This window comes from Pseudovibrio sp. FO-BEG1 (genome assembly GCF_000236645.1).
Classification (GTDB): Bacteria; Pseudomonadota; Alphaproteobacteria; order Rhizobiales; family Stappiaceae; genus Pseudovibrio.
In genome coordinates this window covers 201656-219039 of record NC_016642.1, presented here as the reverse complement: position 1 = coordinate 219039, position 17384 = coordinate 201656, and the positions used below count along the sequence as shown (strand labels likewise).

At 52.5% G+C, this 17384-nt stretch carries 17 protein-coding genes; 13 read left to right on the top strand and 4 right to left on the bottom strand.

The features are described 5' to 3' along the window. The first annotated feature begins 25 nt into the window (after positions 1-25). The 5 genes from purH to PSE_RS01095 all read left to right on the top strand — a co-directional run bounded on the left by purH (position 26) and on the right by PSE_RS01095 (position 5227). Positions 26-1642, top strand: coding sequence for a bifunctional phosphoribosylaminoimidazolecarboxamide formyltransferase/IMP cyclohydrolase (gene purH / locus PSE_RS01115; RefSeq protein ID WP_014283185.1), 1617 nt, complete (start codon positions 26-28; stop codon positions 1640-1642). Between the two features lie 169 nt (positions 1643-1811). Further along, complete coding sequence (locus PSE_RS01110; RefSeq protein WP_014283184.1) at positions 1812-3338, top strand: glycosyltransferase family 39 protein; 1527 nt, start codon at positions 1812-1814, stop codon at positions 3336-3338. A 99-nt stretch (positions 3339-3437) separates the two neighbouring features. Next, positions 3438-3905, top strand: a complete 468-nt coding sequence (locus tag PSE_RS01105) for a GNAT family N-acetyltransferase (protein WP_014283183.1) — start codon at positions 3438-3440, stop codon at positions 3903-3905. Positions 3906-4019: 114 nt separating this feature from the next. Beyond that, a complete protein-coding gene (locus tag PSE_RS01100; RefSeq protein WP_235861646.1) occupies positions 4020-4763 on the top strand; it encodes a carbonic anhydrase in 744 nt (247 codons plus the stop codon). Between the two features lie 11 nt (positions 4764-4774). Continuing rightward, positions 4775-5227 carry a GNAT family N-acetyltransferase gene (locus PSE_RS01095; protein ID WP_008550120.1) on the top strand — a complete coding sequence of 151 codons (453 nt, stop codon included), beginning with the start codon at positions 4775-4777 and terminating at the stop codon, positions 5225-5227. Positions 5228-5790: 563 nt separating this feature from the next. Here the strand turns inward: PSE_RS01095 and PSE_RS01090 are convergent. Further along, the gene (locus PSE_RS01090) at positions 5791-6624 is read right to left on the bottom strand and encodes an NAD(P)H-binding protein (RefSeq protein WP_014283182.1); all 834 of its coding nucleotides are present in this window, start codon (positions 6622-6624) and stop codon (positions 5791-5793) included. A 101-nt stretch (positions 6625-6725) separates the two neighbouring features. Here PSE_RS01090 and PSE_RS01085 point away from each other — a divergent pair, with 101 nt between their 5' ends. The 3 genes from PSE_RS01085 (at position 6726) to PSE_RS27275 (ending at position 9033) form a co-directional block, all read left to right on the top strand. Then, positions 6726-7655 (top strand): LysR family transcriptional regulator, encoded by a 930-nt coding sequence (locus tag PSE_RS01085; protein WP_014283181.1) that lies wholly within the window; start codon positions 6726-6728, stop codon positions 7653-7655. A gap of 135 nt (positions 7656-7790) precedes the next feature. After that, positions 7791-8369 carry a hypothetical protein gene (locus PSE_RS01080; protein WP_208998059.1) on the top strand — a complete coding sequence of 193 codons (579 nt, stop codon included), beginning with the start codon at positions 7791-7793 and terminating at the stop codon, positions 8367-8369. 124 nt (positions 8370-8493) lie between these two features. Next, a complete protein-coding gene (locus PSE_RS27275) occupies positions 8494-9033 on the top strand; it encodes a hypothetical protein (protein WP_014283179.1) in 540 nt (179 codons plus the stop codon). Positions 9034-9212: 179 nt separating this feature from the next. Here the strand turns inward: PSE_RS27275 and PSE_RS01065 are convergent, their stop codons facing one another. Next, complete coding sequence (locus PSE_RS01065) at positions 9213-9485, bottom strand: hypothetical protein (RefSeq protein WP_014283178.1); 273 nt, start codon at positions 9483-9485, stop codon at positions 9213-9215. 464 nt (positions 9486-9949) lie between these two features. Here PSE_RS01065 and PSE_RS01060 point away from each other — a divergent pair, with 464 nt between their 5' ends. Together PSE_RS01060 and PSE_RS01055 are read left to right on the top strand one after the other, a co-directional pair. Then, positions 9950-10882: a hypothetical protein gene (locus tag PSE_RS01060; RefSeq protein ID WP_014283177.1), complete on the top strand. Its 933-nt coding sequence runs from the start codon at positions 9950-9952 to the stop codon at positions 10880-10882. Next, positions 10882-11361 carry a Panacea domain-containing protein gene (locus tag PSE_RS01055; protein WP_041767780.1) on the top strand — a complete coding sequence of 160 codons (480 nt, stop codon included), beginning with the start codon at positions 10882-10884 and terminating at the stop codon, positions 11359-11361. Before PSE_RS01060 ends, PSE_RS01055 begins: the two co-directional genes overlap by 1 nt. 128 nt (positions 11362-11489) lie before the next feature. Here the strand turns inward: PSE_RS01055 and PSE_RS01050 are convergent, their stop codons facing one another. Both PSE_RS01050 and acnA read right to left on the bottom strand, forming a co-directional pair. Next, positions 11490-11990, bottom strand: coding sequence for a hypothetical protein (locus PSE_RS01050; RefSeq protein ID WP_148266069.1), 501 nt, complete (start codon positions 11988-11990; stop codon positions 11490-11492). 252 nt (positions 11991-12242) lie between these two features. Continuing rightward, positions 12243-14918, bottom strand: coding sequence for an aconitate hydratase AcnA (acnA, locus tag PSE_RS01045; protein ID WP_014283175.1), 2676 nt, complete (start codon positions 14916-14918; stop codon positions 12243-12245). A 467-nt stretch (positions 14919-15385) separates the two neighbouring features. Between acnA and PSE_RS01040 the strand changes: the two genes are divergently transcribed. From PSE_RS01040 to ccmB, 3 genes are all read left to right on the top strand, one after another. After that, positions 15386-15826 carry a cupin domain-containing protein gene (locus PSE_RS01040; protein ID WP_008550446.1) on the top strand — a complete coding sequence of 147 codons (441 nt, stop codon included), beginning with the start codon at positions 15386-15388 and terminating at the stop codon, positions 15824-15826. A gap of 150 nt (positions 15827-15976) precedes the next feature. Next, positions 15977-16681, top strand: coding sequence for a heme ABC exporter ATP-binding protein CcmA (gene ccmA, locus PSE_RS01035; RefSeq protein WP_083793269.1), 705 nt, complete (start codon positions 15977-15979; stop codon positions 16679-16681). A gap of 11 nt (positions 16682-16692) precedes the next feature. Further along, positions 16693-17352: a heme exporter protein CcmB gene (ccmB, locus tag PSE_RS01030; RefSeq protein ID WP_037037391.1), complete on the top strand. Its 660-nt coding sequence runs from the start codon at positions 16693-16695 to the stop codon at positions 17350-17352. Positions 17353-17384 lie beyond the last annotated feature (32 nt).

Genomic DNA, 17384 nt, shown 5'->3' with positions numbered 1-17384 from the left:
TCTCTAAGAGAGTAGGCTTTTACCCATGGCCGTTGTCTCCAAAGGCGTTCCGATACCTGAACTCGTATCGGTTAAGCGTGCGCTTCTTTCTGTCTCCGATAAAACTGGTCTTGTTGAGTTTGCAAAAGCTCTCTCCGAACGTGGTGTTGAACTGATCTCAACAGGTGGAACTCGCAAAACCATCGCTGAGGCTGGCCTCCCAGTTAAAGATATTTCAGAGGTTACTGGTTTTCCTGAAATTATGGATGGCCGCGTTAAGACGCTGCATCCTATGGTTCATGGCGGCCTGCTGAGCATTCGTGATGATGCTGAGCACGTTGCTGCGATGGGCGAGCATGGCATTACCGGTATCGACCTTCTTTGTGTGAACCTTTACCCATTTGAAGACACTGTCGCTTCTGGTGCTGATTACGCAAATGGTGTCGAAAACATCGACATTGGCGGCCCGGCGATGACCCGTGCAGCGGCTAAGAACCATGCATATGTGACCACTGTCGTTGATCCAGCTGACTACGCTGCTGTGATTGTAGCGATGGATACGCATAACGGTCAGTCTCCAATTGCACTTCGTAAGAAGCTTGCGCAGAAGGCATTTGCCCGTACCGCTGCTTATGACGCTGCCGTTTCCAACTGGATGGCAGAGCAGATTGATGAAGCTGCGCCTGATTATCGCGCGATTGGTGGCAAGCTGAACGAAGTGATGCGTTATGGTGAGAACCCGCATCAGGCAGCTGGTTTCTATGTAACCGGTGAGCAGCGCCCAGGTGTTGCAACTGCTCGTCAGGTGCAGGGTAAGCAGCTTTCTTATAACAACATCAATGATACGGATGCCGCGTTTGAGCTGGTTTCCGAGTTTGATCCTGCACGTACAGCGGCTGTTGCTATCATCAAACACGCAAACCCTTGTGGTGTCGCTGAAGCGCCTACTCTGAAAGAAGCCTATGAGAAGGCACTGGCTTGTGATCCGATTTCTGCATTTGGTGGCATTGTTGCTCTGAACGGAACTCTGGATGCAGATGCTGCGGCTGAGATCACCAAGATCTTCACTGAGGTGATTATCGCTCCTGATGCGACAGAAGAAGCGATTGCGCTGGTTGCCAAGAAGAAGAACCTGCGTCTGCTTCTGACCGGTGGTCTTTCTGATCCACGCGCCAAAGGTCTCTATGTGAAGACTGTTTCCGGCGGCTTGTTGGTTCAGGATCGCGACAGCGGTGTTGTTGATGATCTGGATCTGAAAGTGGTGACCAAGCGCGCACCATCCGAGCAGGAACTGGCTGATCTGAAAATGGCCTTCCGAGTTGGCAAGCATGTGAAATCCAATGCGATCGTTTACGTGAAAGACGGCGCAACAGTCGGTATCGGCGCAGGGCAGATGAGCCGCGTGGATAGCGCTCGCATTGCAGCACGCAAAGCTGAGGATGCGGCTGAAGCAGCTGGCCTTGCTGAGCCTCTTACCAAAGGCTGTGTGGTTGCGTCTGATGCGTTCTTCCCGTTCGCTGATGGTCTTCTGTCTGCAGCTGAAGCTGGTGCGACGGCTGTCATTCAGCCGGGTGGTTCCATGCGTGATGATGAAGTGATCAAAGCCGCTGATGAAGCAGGTCTGGCGATGGTCGTCACCGGAATGCGCCACTTCCGCCACTAACAGGCGACATAATCTGATTGCTCTGAGCCTTCGCAGGTAATGCTTGCGAGGGCTTTTTTATTGGCCGGTTGGTTTTAATGAATGCCGAAAGGCAATGCTTAGTTGTGTTGGTTATGGTGGAGGGAAAGAAAACAAGGCGCTCAAGCGTCGTTAACTGCGCATGGTACAGATGCTGCAAGATCAGGGTTTCCTTCCAAGATTTCAACGTGCCATTGCTTCTGATAAGTGGGCAGAGTTCATTACGGACTATTTTGTTTGGCTCCTTGCCGGGTATTTCATTGCTCAGACACTCGTTCGTTACATTGCTTCGCCCGTCTTGGGCTTGGATGAGGCGGAGCAGATTATTGCGGCGCAGAGTTTTCAGCTTGGGTATGGGCCGCAGCCGCCGCTTTATACGTGGTTGACGATCATTTTCTTTTCGGTGTTTGGCAAAGGACTTTTTGCGACGGCGTTGCTGAAGAACTCCTTGTTGTTCCTTGGATATCTGGGCGTTTGGCTGACTGCCCGGAAAGTCTCGGACAAGACGTTGGCAGCGATTGGGACGGCGGCGTTGCTGTTTTTACCGCAGATCTCCTGGGAGTCACAGCGAGCGTTGAGCCATTCGGTTTTGATGTTCGCCTGTTCAGCGTGGACCGTTTATCTTTTCATTTCCTGCATTCAAAAGCCGAGTTGGTGGCGGGCTGTTGTGTTTGGAGTGGTGATCGCGGCTGGGGCGCTTTCCAAATACAATTACCTTTTCCTGTTTGCAGCTTTGATTGCGGCGGGGTTTTGCATTGAGCAAGGCCGGTGCTTTCTTTGCTCCAAATACATTGCCGTTTCTGCTGGCGTTGCTTTGATCCTGCTGGTTCCGCCGGTATTTTGGATGTTTGATAATCAGGATCTGATTTATGCGCGCGTTCATAAGTTCGGGATTGATAAGGTTGAGCGGCATTTCCTGACTGGGTTTTTCTCTCTGATTAATGCGGCGCTTCAGTTTGTTATTGTTGCTGTGGTTCTGTTCTTCTGTGCATGGGCGACGAGTTTTTATTGGAAGGATGAGGAGCAGCATGATCAGTATGTGAACGAACCTCTCCGGAAACTGCTGACGCTTGTGGTGGTGTTTGGGCTGATTATTGCTGCGGTCTCTGTGATTGCCAGTGGGGCGACTAATGTGAAGGACAGGTGGCTTCAGCCGATCCTGTTTCTGGCACCGCTCGTTGCTTCACTGTGGTTGTTTGCGGATGTTTCCATGCGACAGGCAAAGATTGTGCTGGGAACAGCCTGTATTCTGGCTGGGGTGATCGTTGTGCTTATTCCTTTCAACTTTGCCTATGGCAGCTTCAAGAAGCCGAGTGCGCATTCGCTGCCGTCGCAGGCTATTGTTGATACGCTTGCGCAGTATGGTGTGCGCAGTGTGCTTACGACCTCGCACAGTATTGCCGGTAACATTGGAGATCTGAAACCCAACTGGGCGGTGACTATTCCTGAGTACTCCGGCATCGATATCAACTATGCCTATCCTGTTGCGGTGTTGTGGAAGGGGCATACGAAGGCTGTGCCGGACAATATGAAGGCGCTATATGAAAAGTTGAAGGGGAAGCCACTTCCTTCCAGTGAGATCCATATAGAAGCAGCGCCTTATCATCACTGGTCCAAGTATCCGTTCGATTATAGCTACATCATTGTGGAGGGGAGTGATCAGGCCTCCCTGAAGTGATGCCATTTTGCGTTCAGGTTCTCCCAGTTTTGAGAATGGGTAGGTTCTCCCAAAATTGCTAGGCTCTTGCTGGCGATTTGAGATCAGGGAGATTGGTCCGTGATATTCGATGAGATTACCGTTGAGCCTGCCAGAGAAGCAGATGCCCATCGCTTGGGGGAACTTGTCTTTGCGATGGAGAGTGAGCTTTGGCCTGATGATGAGCTGGATGTGAGGGAGTTCCGCAGTACGGCGGAGGATATTCTGACCGATGATGGTTCCCGCTACTGGGCTTATCTGGCCAGATCCCATGGGGAGCTGCTGGGGTTGATTACGCTGGCGGAGAAGAAGGCCATTTATGCTGGTGGGCGCTTTGGTGAGATCGTTGAATTTTACGTTGTGCCCTCTGGCAGGTGTGCCGGTGTTGGCAAGTGCCTGTTGCAGCATGCGGTGTTGAAGGGGCAGGAGATGGACTGGCCTTACTTAGAAGTGGGGGCGCCGCATCAGCCAGCCTGGAAGACCACTCTGAGTTTTTATCTTAATAACGAATTCAGAGAAATTGGGCCGCGGCTGGAAAGAGAAATTTAGGTGCGATTGCGAGTTCTTTTCGTTTAGGGCTGTTTCCCTCAATTCAACAACAGAATGTCCAGAATGGGCTTTTAGGCTGGCGGCAACTTTTGTTTGTTTGGCCAGGAGAAGCCTATGTGTTGGATGTGCAATGAAAAAGCGGGTCTGGTTGGATCACCGGAGCGTCGCAAGTTCCTGAAAACGGCAGGTGTATTTGGTGCTGCCCTGGCAACGGGTGGTGTTGGTGCCGTTTCTTCTGCCGGGGCGCAGGAACCGCCTATCCCTAAAAACGAGATTGGTGGTGATGATGCGCTTAAGCGTCTGATGGATGGTAACAAGCGCTACGTTGAAGGGAATATCTCTCCCGCTGATTTCCAAAGCACACGTGCCGCATTGGCCGCTGGGCAGAACCCGTTTGCGGCGATCCTTGGGTGTGCAGATTCCCGCGTGGCGCCGGAGCTGGCGTTTGATACGGGGCGCGGAGATCTCTTTGTTGTGCGCGTAGCCGGTAATGTTGTGACGCCGGAAGGGCTTGCCAGCCTTGAATTCTGTGTTGATGTGCTGGGCACGCAGCTGATTATGGTGCTGGGCCACGAGAAGTGTGGTGCGGTGAAAGCGGCGATTTCCTCCGTGCAGAGTGGCAACCAGTTCCCCGGACATATCCAGACACTTGTTGAGCTTCTTCGTCCTCCTGTGCAGCAGGCGCAGGCGGAGAAGGGAGATATCCTCGTCAACGCGATCAAGGCGAATGTGCAGTGGGGGACGACCGCTTTGCAGCAGGCATCACCCATATTGGACAAGCACTTCAAGGCGGGGACGCTGAAGGTTGTTGGCGGGGTGTATGACCTTGATACGGGCAAGGTAACGCTGGTGACATAAGAGGATCGCAGATGGTTGTTCCCATAGTCAGGGTATCTGAAGCAAAGGATCTTCCGGCTTTGCTGGAGCTTGAGGCTCATTACATGGCAGAGTTGGAACCGCAGAACTTTGAGCGGTGGAAGGCATGTGAGGCCGTGCACCGCAAGCGGATGGAAGAGGTTCTGGCGCGTACTTTTGCGGCTGAAATGGCCGATGAGATCAGAGGCTATTGCTATTGGGGGCTCCAGAACGATGGCGCTCATATCTTCAACGTGTATGTGCATCCGGATTTTCGCCGCTACGGACTGGCGAAGTATCTGCTTGAACGTACGGAGGAAGATATCCGGAAAAAGGGCTTCAGCCATTGGACGTTCAATCCCATCAGGACGCATCCGGCGAAGGTGTTCATTGAGCAGCTTGGTTATAAGCTTTTGCGGGAAGATGCGGACCGGCTTCACATGATGAAGGGAAAGGCAGCGGCGTGAGGCGCGCTTCATCCCGTTCTGCAAGCAGTTTTAGCACCGCTGGAAATTTCCGGCGGTGTTTTCACGTGAAACTCCCGGTACGGGGAGGGCAAGGCGAACAGGCGGTGCCTGCGCTACTTATTTAAAATAGAGTCTTCGGCATCGGCTAGTCGCCTTGCCCGGGCATTTTGGTATGGCCAACATCGCCTCTTATCCTGAAAGACACGATAGCCGGTTTCCCGGAAGGACAATGGCTGTATCTGAGCAGGTTTCCTTGCTCTGATAGGTCCATTGCCCCTGACATTTATCTCTCTGACCGACAAATGCCACTGCGTGATGCCCTTCAGGCTTGGGCCCTTCCTCTCAGGCCATGCAGTCACGCCTGAAAATCGGTGCCACCGGACCTTTGCAAGATGCGTTACCCCTCACAAAAGCCCCACCCAGCCCACGACACGCCGACGGACGGCCCGCCAGCTGCCCGTTACGTGGGCATGCAATGAGTATGGGGCCATCTTTCGCCAAGGGGGATAAGTTTTTAGATGCTCCGTTGCCTGACGAGGTGCGCTGGCAACGGGGCAGAGACGTTAAGCCCACACTTGGGTATTGCGGTTGATGAACTCTTTCAGGCCTTCTGGTTTGCTTCCTGTTGCAGCTTCCACGCCGTTTGTAAGGGCTGCGTTTTGTCCGGCACGGACCGAGATGTAGACTTGTTGGAAGAAGGCGATAGCTGTGTCCGCAAAGCCTGCTGCTTTCAATCCCTGAGCGAACTGTTCCTCTGAGATGTTTTCGTAAGCCACGGGTTTGCCGAGTGCTGTGCTCAACTCCTTTGCGACTTCGCTGTAGTTTGGTGCTTCGCTGCCGGTGATGTCGAAGGCTTTGTTGGCGTTTTGTGAGTTGAGCAGGGCTGCGATGCTAACGGCTGCAACATCTTTTGCGGAAATGAAGTTGATGCGACCATCACCTGCCGGGGTATAGAGCTTTCCAATGGCGATTGTCTGGGCGTCTGCCTTGGTGAAGTTGTCGTAGAAAAAGCTTGGGCGGACGATGGTGTAATCCACTCCGCTGGTGATCAAAGCTTGTTCCACGAGGAAGAGCGGGGCTTGCGGGATGTGATTGATGCCCATGCCGGTGATCAGCACGATTTGCTTCACACCACTTGCCTTTGCCGCTTCAATTGCAGGGATCATGACCTGATCCGCTTCCATATCTACCGGGCGTGGGATCATCACAACTCGGTCTGCCCGCTTAAAACTGGTGAACGTTTCGGGGCGGGCGTAGTCAAACTCAACGGCTTCATAGGGGGTATCTGGTTTGGGCTGGCGACTGCCGCCGAGAACTTTGACAGGCTTTTCTGCAAGCTGGCTGATGATTTCGGTGGCCAGAGTGCCTGTTGCGCCGGTGATGAAGATTGTTTCCATGAGAGTGCTCCTTGTGTTGTTCAGAGCAATATGGTGTGGATTTTGTTTCCTTATTAGGAGCTGTATTTGATATATATTGTTCCGAAAAAAGGATCGGTAATTTGAAAAATGAGCTCAAACATATCCGGCGGCTTGCTGTCTTTGCCTGTGTGGTGGAGCAGGGCTCATTTGCGGCAGCGGGGCGCAAGCTGAACATGGGGCGTGCCAAGGTGAGCGAGCAGGTGGCTTTGCTTGAGGAGGCGCTGGGCGTGCGGGTGTTGCATCGCTCCACCCGTAAGCTGAGTTTGACGACGGATGGCGAGCGGTTGTTGCCGCATGCGCAAGGATTGTTGCAGCTTTCGCAGGATGCGCTTGCCTCTGTTGAGCAAGGAGCGGAGGAGCTTTCCGGCACGTTGCGGGTGACGTGCACGCAGGATTTTATGCAGCGGGTGCTTTCGCGGTTTCTCAAAGGCTTTGTGCGGCGGTATCCGGCTTTAAAGCTTGAGTTGCTGGTGGATGATCAAAAGCTGGACCTGATTGAAGATGAAGTGGATGTGGCACTGCGCATTGGCATTCCTGCCGATTCAGCCATGATTGGACGGGTTTTATGTGATGTTGAGTTTCAGCTTTATGCCTCCTGTGATTATTTGAGTGAGCATGGACGCCCAGCTTTGGTGAGTGACCTGAAAAATCACCGTGGCATTGATACGCTGGATGTTGCACTCAACTCGCTTTCTCTGTCAGACCAGACGGGCCTGCGCAGGCCGATTTCGCTGCAGGCAATGTGCCGGACCAACTCGCCATCGGGTATTTTGTCTATGGTTGAGATTGGCTCGGGGATTGGGCTTTTGCCTTTGTATCTTGTGCGGGATGCCTTGGAACGGGGAACGGTTGAGCGGGTTTTACCGGACTGGAGCTTTGGTTCTGCCAAGCTTTATCTGCTCTACCCTTCCAAGAAGCAACTGGCGCGGCGGAGCCGTGTGTTTATGGATGAGTTTCGCAAATGGCTGTTGGAGACGAAGGAGGGGCGCTCTTTCTTCTTCACGGATTGAAGCGGCGGATAAGAGGGTGTGTGTTTTGCAAAGGTCAAGTGATGGGCGGTTTGCTGGGTGTATGACTGGGGCTTGCAGAATGCAGTGGTGAGGTGCCGGGATGTGTACCCTCCGGATTACAGAGAGGTGTTTTCGTTGAAACTTTCGTATCTGACCCTCGGCCTTCTCGGGGGCGCTTTTATGGTTGCCAGTGGTGCGCAAGCGCAGGGAACCATCACCCATTACCAGAGTGAGGGAAACCTTGAGGTGACCCATAATGTGGGCTGTATGGCGCGCGAAGAGACCAAGACGAGCTACACACCGGCAGACCTTTATCAATCCATCTTTGCCTGCATTGAGAAAGAGCAATACCAGAATGCCGTTGATCTTTATGTGATGGCGTTTGCGCGTGGGTATTTTGATATGCTGCGGGTGAAGGACAAGAGCGCGCATCAGGCGATCTCCGTTCTGCGACTGGTGACCTTTCAGAAGCTGAGCAAGGAACAGAGCGAAGCCTTTGGCAAAGCGCTGGAGGCGTACAGCAAGGATGGCATCAGCGGCGCTTGCAGTTTCTTGCAGGCCTCAGGCGCGCCGGACTATTACCCCAAATACATGGTGGCCCATGGCATGGGTGGCTTTAAGAAAGAGGGTGGCGACGGGTTGGTGACACCGTTTGACGCCAATGACGCATGGCAGGTTTCCCTCGCCAAAACAGGCATCTGTTCTGCCAAGTAGGCTGAGGTGCCAACTGCGGATTGTGTTTGATTTTTCCTCCTCTTGAGCGTGCTTGAGGGGGAAAGGTGCCTTTGATATTAGCCAGAGCTGGTTTGTAGGCTTTATCCTAGCTCTGGTGATAATAGTGAAGCAAAAACAATATATTACGACGCTTGTGCTGGCTTTTGTTGCTGCATTGGCAATTCAGAATGCGCAGGCTGATGGCAATCGCGTTACTCGTGAATGCCAGGAATTGTCAGAAATTACGCCGGATGTTGAGCTGCCGATGATTGCAGCTGCAGTTTCTGAGTGTGCCAATCACAGTGATCCTTCGCGCAAACTATCAATTTTTCTGAGTGGGCTGATCAAGGTGCAGTTTGATACGCGCCGCGTTGAAGGCACGTCGCTTGGTTCTGCGACCATGTTCTATCAAATGCTTACTTTCCTGAAAATGACTGAGGCTGAGAAAGAGCAGTTCAAGCGCGATGGGAAAGAGTTTGCTGAAGAGGCGCGCGTATTGGCATGTGCTGAGATGCGTCGTCAGGGGCCTCCAACTTATCATCCGTCTTGGTTTGTAAATGTTGCGCAACAGAAGTCGCAGCATGAACAAGCTGGCAAACTTAAAGAGATTGATGCCGCGGCGGAGTGGGATGCTGTGCTGACGCTGTTCTGTTCTGCCAAGTAGATGCTGGCCTGCGGGGGGATGGTATGTTCCGCAGACCAGCAGGGCGCCGTGGCGAGGGTGCGGGGTGTAGCTGCGTTCTCGCTTCCGGCACCGGAGCGGATGGCGTACTGCCAAATGCTCAGGGGCCAGCACGGCTCCACGTGGGCAGGTTCCCTTGCTTTGTGGAGCGCTGGGCGGGCTTAATCAGGAAGCGGAATGTTTATATTTACCGGCTGCGGATGAGCGACCCGCTCTAAAGTTCCGCAGCTTTTTTGTAGTGCTTCCAGTCGGTCGCGGAAGGCATGATGCAGAGTGAACAAAGCATCGCGTTCGCTGCTGTGCTGCAGTCTCTCAGTCAGCAGTAAGTGCTGGATGTAGCTGAGATTTTGCAGGTCTGAGACAGCGATGATGACTTCGTCTATTTCGTTTTGGAAAGTGTTTGTGGTGCCACAGGCACATGCGGAGTCGGTCATTCTCAATCCCTTTGTCTTTACAGGGTTGAACAACCGCGCGACAGCTAGACTTTCTAGGGCCCACTGGCGAGCGGGAGGCTAGAAACCTGTAAGACAGACAGGCGAGTTTATTCCCCTCCGAAGAAGGTATTGTATTCACCGCCCTCCCGCTCATAGCAAAGGGTTTGCGCGCTACCTATAAAGCAGGCACAAAAAATCCGCTAGTTAACGGGAGCGGTAACCGCTGTCTTATAGGAGGTTTCTAGGCCTCACGTATGAATGTGGAATGAAAACCTGAGGTTGTCAAATTGTCGGTTTTGACGAGGGTGTGGATGGAAATAGATTAGAAAATCTCTGTGATTTGAGTTGTTTTTGAGAAGTCATATCGAGATATGGAAGATAACCTGTTGGATAAGAAGAGTTTTAGTAAAAGTACTCTAAATTTGATTTTAGCACTCAATATGAGGTGGTACTCAAGTTAAAGCATGATTTATTTTGTTTTATTCGGTGTTTTTTTAATCGCCTTAATGATCAAAACCTCTGTTAGAGAGTTTTTGAAAGATATTATATTGTTTTCATGGAGATATATTGGGCGTATTAAGTGGCTTAGATATTATAAGGGCCCGATAATTACTTTTCTTACCGTTGCAACAGTTGTTATTGGTATTGTTTCCGAATTTAACGAAGAAACTTTGATTGCTTGGTGGGTATCTATACCTCTCACGGTGATCTTCGGTGCTTTAATTATAGTTGTAGAATTTTCAGTATCATCTCAGACACCAAGTATTGAAAGCATCTACATCAATAAAGAAAAATCACTCACAACTAAGTACGAAAATCTTCTTTTTACCGAGAGGCAAGAATCTCTCAAGGACACGCTTCGGGAGATCAGTGCAGATTTGCAACTAGATAGTGGTGATCGAGTGAGTGTGTATCAGCTAGAGGTAGAAGAGGTGAATGATAACAGATACTTTGTATGTGCAGGCCGTTTTTCGCGGCATCCTGAAAATGGAAGATTAAAGCCAGATAAAAAATACGCTTTTGATAAAGGAGTTTTATCAAAAGTTTGGCAGAGTACAGATGCCGATGGCGAATACAGAGATTCAAAGATACCTTGTTCACGTAGAAGCAAGGCTGCATATTATAAGTATATGGATGCAAACTACGGATTAAGTCGCCCCGACCTTGATGATATCCGAATGAAATCAAGGGATTTTTATGCTTTCACGTTGCGTGATACCAAAGAAGAAGCGCGCGCTGTGTTCGTCTATGAAAGTGTAAACGAGAACCGTTTTGAAGAATATTCTTCTGATACTCTTCAAGATCCGGTGCGGATTCCAGGAATTATCGATAAGTTAGATAAGCTGAAACTCGGTAGTTCTAGAAATCATAGTGAAGCTGGAAAGGTAGGTTTCTAATGGCTCAAATTAGAGATATCTTAGCTTACATCTGCAAGTTTTACCCTCATAAGGAAGAGCTTTCAAAAGCACGTGTTACCAAATTGATATACTTGGCAGATTGGAAGCATATGCTGATTCGAAAAAAGCAAATTAGTGAGATCAAGTGGTTGTTTAATCACTATGGCCCTTATGTTTCAGATGTGACAGATACAGCCTTATCAGATGATCTGTTTGAAGTAATTTCTGATATTAATCATCACGGAGCAACCAAAGAAGTTATCGCACTTAAGAATGCTAATTATAAACCTAGACTTTCCAATAGTGAACGAGAGGCAATTCAGTTCACATTAGATAAGACATCTAGTTTGTATTGGAATGACTTTATTGATTTGGTTTATTCAACTTATCCAATTCAACAATCAGAACGATATGATACGTTGGATCTCTCGCTGTTAGCATCAGAATATCAAAAAAAAAGGCAGTTAGAGCTGACTTGATATGGCAGTGTTAACTTGGGCTAGTGTTGTTATTGATCTTGTCCAAGTAATTATAAACACGTGGCTTTTTATTTTTTTAGATATTTTTATCCGGAAAAAAGTTTCCAATTTTCGGATAGAGGCCTTTGCTAGCGAATAAATTGCTGCAGGATGAGAAGTGCTCCGCCGATGGTCCAGGTATCGAAGATGAGCATCGGCCATTTTGCTGTGAGGGGGATCAGGAGCAACGGAAGCGGGCCTTGGGTTCTTTGTAGAAGCAGGGTGCGGGTACGCCAGCCAGACCATAGGGCAACCAAACCAGCAGGGACGAAGAAGGCCAACTCGTTTGTGATCGCCAAACCTGCAATGCATGGCATTACCGCAAAGATTGATAGGCGCGCGTGGTAAAATAACTTCGTGTCTGCTTTCAAGCTTGGGTACACGTAGGCCGGCGGTAAGCCGAACGATATCTGCCACGTGAAGACCATGTAGGCAGTTGATGAAATAAAGAACCAGAAATACAAATCAGCAATAACCATAGACTTATGCAGCACCAACATTGACGCTGGCCTGTCTACTGCAAAAGCAGGAAGCGCGAAAGTGGCGAGTTCGTAATTGTCGATGCGACAGCGCCCGCCGTCTTCCCGCACTTGATGCGGGATCCAGTGGGGTGGTGGCTGAGAGCTGAGAAGGTGGCTCTAGGTCCCGCATCGCGCTGCGCTTGTGCGGGATGACATCAGAGGTGGGTGCTTGTGCCGGATGACGTCGGAGGGGGATTGCTTGTGTGAGATGACCTCGGTGGAGGTGGTGGGCTCTGAAAGTGGAGCTGCTAAAGAAAAACGGGCCTTGGAGGGCCCGTTTTGTGGTTGTGGGGGACTGAATAGTCTGCTTGTTGAGGTGTCTTAGCCGGAGACCAAGTTTCTCAGGACGTAGTGCAGGATGCCGCCGGCTTTGATGTACTCGAGTTCGTCCTCGGTATCGATGCGGCAGAGGGCTTCGATGGTTTTGGTTTCGCCATTGGCGAATTCGACCTGAATGTCGACCATCTGGCGGGGCTTGAGGTCTGCCACGCCTTTGATGGTGACCTTTTCCGTGCCATCGATGCCGTGGGACTGCCAGCTTTCTCCATCCTTAAACGTGAAGGGCAGGACGCCCATGCCGACGAGGTTGGAGCGGTGGATGCGCTCGAAGCTTTGAGCGATCACAGCGCGCACGCCGAGCAATTTGGTGCCTTTTGCCGCCCAGTCGCGGGAGGAGCCGGTGCCGTATTCCTTGCCAGCAAACACCACAAGCGGGGTGCCAGCGGCTTTGTATTCCATGCAAGCGTCGTAGATCCAGCGTTGCTCGCCGTCCTTGGTGGTGTAGCCACCTTCCACGCCCGGCACCATCTGGTTTTTGATGCGGATGTTGCCGAAGGTGCCGCGCATCATAACTTCGTGGTTGCCACGGCGGGAGCCGTAGGAGTTGAAGTCTTTGCGCTCAACGCCGTGGGAGGTCAGGTACTGGCCTGCCGGGCTGTCTGCCTTAATCGCCCCTGCCGGGGAGATGTGGTCGGTGGTGATGGAATCCAGGAACAAGCCCATGACGGCCGCGCCCTCAATATCGGTGAGGGGTGTTGGCTCCATGGTCATGCCTTCAAAGTAAGGCGGGTTCTGCACGTAGGTGGAAGCTGGTGGCCAACCGTAGGTCATGCCGCCTTCCACCTTGATGTTCTGCCAGTGCTCGTCGCCCTTGAACACATCGCCGTACCGCTCTTCAAACATCTCTTCTGTGATGGAGGAGCGGATGAGGTCGGTGATCTCTTCCGTGGTTGGCCACAGGTCCTTCAGGTAGACGGGGTTGCCGTCCTGATCCTTGCCGAGTGGGTCTTTGGCCACGTTGATGTTGAGCGAGCCTGCGATGGCATAAGCGACAACCAGTGGCGGGGAGGCCAGATAGTTGGCGCGCACATCCGGGTTCACGCGGCCCTCGAAGTTGCGGTTGCCGGAGAGGACGGAGCAGGCCACGAGGTCGTTGTCACTGATGGACTTGGAGATTTCCGGCGGCAGAGGGCCTGAGTTACCAATACAGGTGGTGCAGCCGTAGCCGGTGAGGTTGAAGCCAAGCGCGTCGAGATCTTCCTGAACGCCAGCTTTCTCCAGATAATCCGTCACCACCTGAGAGCCGGGTGCCAGTGAGGTTTTCACCCAAGGCTTCACATGCAGGCCCTTGGCGCGGGCCTTGCGGGCCACCAAGCCAGCGCCGATGAGCACGGACGGGTTGGAGGTGTTGGTGCACGAGGTGATCGCAGCGATGACGACATCACCGTTGCCAAGGTCATGGTCGCGGCCTTCCACCGGTGCGCGGCGCGTTTCTTCGCCTGCCTTCTTGAACTCCTCCGCCATGGTTTTGGCAAAGCCTTCCGCCGCATCAGCAAGGGAGATACGATCCTGCGGACGTTTTGGACCGGCGATGGATGGCACAACGGTGGAGATGTCCAGCTCCAGCGTGTCGGTGAAGGTTGGCTCCGTATGGGTGTCGCGGTACATGCCTTGCGCCTTGGAGTAGGCTTCCACCAGAGCGATGCGGTCTTTGTCGCGGCCTGTGGCGTTCAGATAGCGGAGCGTGTCGTCGTCCACGGGGAAGAAGCCACAGGTGGCGCCGTATTCAGGTGCCATGTTGGCGATGGTGGCGGCGTCTTCCAGAGACATGTTGTCGAGGCCGGGGCCGTAGAATTCCACGAACTTGCCGACAACGCCTTTCTTGCGCAGCATCTCAACCACGGTGAGCACAAGGTCGGTGGCGGTGATGCCATCCTGCAGCTCGCCGGTGAGTTTGAAGCCGATGACTTCCGGGATCAGCATGGAGATTGGCTGGCCGAGCATGGCCGCTTCCGCCTCAATGCCGCCTACGCCCCAACCAAGCACGGCGAGGCCGTTGACCATGGTGGTGTGGGAATCAGTGCCGACGAGGGTATCCGGATAAGCGATGGTTTCGCCGTCTTCTTCCTTCGTCCAGACGGTCTGGGCGAGGTACTCAAGGTTCACCTGGTGACAGATGCCGGTGCCAGGAGGTACGGCGCGGAAGTTATCAAACGCGGACTGGCCCCAGCGTAGGAACTCATAACGCTCATTGTTGCGCTCGTACTCGCGTTCCACGTTAAGGGCGAAGGCGGAGGTGGTGCCGAAATAGTCGACCATCACAGAGTGGTCGATGACGAGATCAACGGGAACCAGCGGGTTCACCTTTTTCGGATCACCGCCGAGGCTGACGGCAGCATCGCGCATGGCGGCAAGGTCAACAACGGCTGGCACGCCGGTGAAGTCCTGCATGAGAACGCGGGCAGGGCGGTAGGCGATTTCGTGGGTGGAGGTGCGGGTGGTCAGCCATTCTGCAACGGCCTTGATGTCATCCGCAGTCACCGTGCGGCCATCTTCAAAGCGCAGCAGGTTCTCCAGAACGACTTTCAATGAGAATGGAAGCTTGGAAACGCCAGTCAGGCCGTTCTTTTCTGCTTCAGGAATGGAAAAATAAGTGTAGGTCTTGCCGCCGACTTGCAGCGTTTGCTTGGCCTTAAAACTGTCTAGAGATTGTGTCATTCGGCGATCTCCTTATTTCGTTTCCCGCTCAGAACCGGAAACTAAGCTTTGAACTGACGAACCTCTCCAGTTCCTCCCGGAGTTTTGTGGCTCGCCGTCATGGCGTTGGCTTGATCATTTAACAAATGCATTAAAAGCGCTTCTTGAAATTCAATCAGCTTATAGTTGTCGACCCTATAGCGTCTTTCTGACGCAGGTTCCAGCTGAACCGCAGCGGAAGGCTAATAATTTACCATGGGTGAGGTTAGGCCGGAGTAGGGCGCCCGATCAAGCGGGATGGGGTTTGTATGAATTATATTATATACAGATGTATACAATATGTCCATTCTATGTTTCCGGCCCTGTGTGGTTTTAAAGGCTCGGAAGGGGATCGCTGTTAGGATGCGTTTGCTTCGCACGAGAATAACTGCCGGGTATGGCGTAAAAGTGCGCAGAGAACAGCTGAAAACAACAGGAAGGCGATTCCTATGAAATCTGCAGTTTTGGTTGGTACGTGTTGTCTGGTTCTGGGTGGATTTGCGGCTGGTGCGCTGGCTCAGGACAACGGAAATGCATATTCTGATGTTGAGGTTCTGCTTGATAAGAGCGAAACGACGATCACGAAGCAGCCGTTGGTTTACCCGGAAGGACGGCAGGCGCAGGTGACCTCACTGGTCATTACACTGGCACCGGGTGAGGCTGTTAAAGAGCATATGCACCCTATTCCTCTTTACGGATATATACTTGATGGTGAGCTGACGATCACCTATGAGAAAGAGGCTCCTCTGACCTTCAAAAAGGGCGAGGCGTTTATTGAGGCCGTCAACACCTGGCACTTCGGCAAAAATACCGGAACGGTGCCAACGCGAATCCTAGCCGTGTTTATGGGAGCAAAGGATTTGCCGAATGTGATACGGCCTCCTGAATAAAGTGGTTTGCGCAAAGACGGGATCATGCAAACTGCTTTAATTCTTTGTTGGAGCGTATCTTATCCGGAAATCGGATCCACTTTTCGGGATACGCCGTCAGTTTGGTAAGCAGTGAGAGCTGCTGTAGTGGTTTCGGGCGCGATGAACCAATTGAAGTTAGTCTGCCAGGGCGTTGCATGTGATCGTGGTGGCCGCAGAGTATTGAACCACGTCGACTTTGAAGTTGGCTCCAGTGAAGCTCTGATTGTGCAAGGCCCCAACGGTGTCGGTAAATCCAGTCTGCTGCGCGTGATCGCCGGACTGGTGGCAAAAGCGCATGGTTCGCTTGAGCTGGAAGGTGGCATGGCTGAGCGCTCTGTTGCCGAACACTCCCATTACTTTGGGCACCTTGATGCGTTGAAGCCGCTGCAGACTGTGCTGGAGAACCTCAGCTTCTGGCGTAACTTCTTTGAGCCTGCCGACTTTGGCGATGGCAAAGTGCGTGAGAGCATGAGCGAGATGGAAGCGCTAGAGACCCTGGGTATCGCGCATACGGCCAGCTTGCCTGCTGGTTATCTCAGTGCTGGACAACGCCGCCGCCTTTCCGTGGCGCGCTTGCTGGTGGTTCCACGCCCAATCTGGCTGCTTGATGAGCCAACATCCGCGCTCGATAAGGCTTCTGAAGAAGTATTGCTTGGTCTGATTGCAGATCACATTAACGCTGGCGGTGTTGTGATTGCCGCGACCCACCTGCCTCTGAACCTGCCAAACACCAAGTTCCTCAACCTGTCGCCAGTGACGACAGAGAGCGAGCATATGTTTGCGGGTGAGGATCTGGACGACTATTTCGACGAAGACGAGCAGGACGAGGGCTGATCATGAACTGGATGAAGTGTCTTTTTGTCCGCGAATATCAATTGGCGAACCGCGTTGGCGGTGGTGCGTTGATTGGCGTTCTGTTCTTTCTGGCCGTTGTGACGATCTTTCCGTTTGGTGTTGGCCCGGACATGATCCTGCTGTCGCGCATTGGTGCTGCGATCCTCTGGATTGGTGCTTTGCTGGCGACGCTTTTGGGGCTTGATCGTCTGTTTCAGGCTGACCGTGAAGATGGCTCCCTTGAGCTGCTGGTGATGTCAGGCCGTTCGCTGGAGCTGGTTGTGCTAATCAAGTGTGCGGCGCACTGGGCGGCGACGGGTCTTCCGCTGGTGTTGGCAACGCCGGTTCTTTCTTTGTTCGTGGGTCTCGACTTCCAGAGCATTGTTCTGGTGACGCTGACCTTGCTTGTTGGTGCGCCTGCTCTCACCCTTGTGGGTGCAGTTGGTGCTGGTGTTACTGTTTCCATGCGGCGGGGTGGGGTGCTGCTCTCCATTCTGGTTATTCCGCTGGCAATTCCAATTCTGATCTTTGGTGTGAGTGCCGCGACAGCGGGAGCGATCGACTCCAATAACTTCCTCGTTCCGTTCCTGTTTTTGTGTGCTCTGACACTTTTTGGTCTTGTTGTTGGACCTCTTGCAGCAGCTGCAGCGCTTCGCGTTTCAGGCGACTGATGGATGCGGCTATATGGCCGCTGAAATTCCCT

Coding starts and splice junctions, on each gene's coding strand:
- PSE_RS01090 (WP_014283182.1), bottom strand. CDS start 6,624: ATGGAAACAATCTTCATCACCGGCGCAACAGGCACTCTGGCCACCGAA.
- PSE_RS01100 (WP_235861646.1), top strand. CDS start 4,020: ATGTGTTGGATGTGCAATGAAAAAGCGGGTCTGGTTGGATCACCGGAG.
- PSE_RS01065 (WP_014283178.1), bottom strand. CDS start 9,485: ATGACCGACTCCGCATGTGCCTGTGGCACCACAAACACTTTCCAAAAC.
- purH (WP_014283185.1), top strand. CDS start 26: ATGGCCGTTGTCTCCAAAGGCGTTCCGATACCTGAACTCGTATCGGTT.
- PSE_RS01095 (WP_008550120.1), top strand. CDS start 4,775: ATGGTTGTTCCCATAGTCAGGGTATCTGAAGCAAAGGATCTTCCGGCT.
- acnA (WP_014283175.1), bottom strand. CDS start 14,918: ATGACACAATCTCTAGACAGTTTTAAGGCCAAGCAAACGCTGCAAGTC.
- PSE_RS01060 (WP_014283177.1), top strand. CDS start 9,950: ATGATTTATTTTGTTTTATTCGGTGTTTTTTTAATCGCCTTAATGATC.
- PSE_RS01040 (WP_008550446.1), top strand. CDS start 15,386: ATGAAATCTGCAGTTTTGGTTGGTACGTGTTGTCTGGTTCTGGGTGGA.
- ccmB (WP_037037391.1), top strand. CDS start 16,693: ATGAAGTGTCTTTTTGTCCGCGAATATCAATTGGCGAACCGCGTTGGC.
- PSE_RS01055 (WP_041767780.1), top strand. CDS start 10,882: ATGGCTCAAATTAGAGATATCTTAGCTTACATCTGCAAGTTTTACCCT.
- PSE_RS01110 (WP_014283184.1), top strand. CDS start 1,812: ATGCTGCAAGATCAGGGTTTCCTTCCAAGATTTCAACGTGCCATTGCT.